Below are 348 nucleotides of genomic sequence, written 5' to 3'. Positions count from 1 at the left end.
AAAAGCGGGACCAGGTCGCCAACCGGAAGAAGAAGGGCGCACGAGGCGGCCGGCCCGTCAGTCATGACGCCGACCTCTGCAAGGAACGGAACACGGTCGAGCGCCTGATCAACAGACTGAAGGCCTGGCGGGGCATCGCCACCCGGTTCGACAACACACCCGAGAGCTACCTCGCCGGCCTCCAGCTCCGCGCTTCGATGATCTAGATCAAGAACCTCACCACTCCTTGATCACGACCCAATACGCTCCCTAGTGCGTTGGCCACGAACGTTCGCCGGGGCGGGTGACACGCCGGTCGATGTTCGGGGTGCCAGGGTCTGTCGGCCTCACTCTCGATGACAACGTGAT

Annotated in this window: 1 pseudogene; it reads left to right on the top strand. The window is 63.2% G+C overall.

Annotation, left to right across the window (positions count from 1 at the left end):
• Positions 1–206, top strand: a pseudogene (locus tag IF89_RS0136410) (IS5/IS1182 family transposase); the annotation flags it as partial.
• Between the last annotated feature and the right edge of the window lie 142 nt (positions 207–348).

It is taken from the genome of Streptomyces sp. NRRL F-2664, assembly GCF_000719345.1.
Taxonomy (GTDB): domain Bacteria; phylum Actinomycetota; class Actinomycetes; order Streptomycetales; family Streptomycetaceae; genus Streptomyces.
Note: the sequence above shows the minus strand (reverse complement) of the source record. Positions and strands in the feature narration are given on the sequence as shown.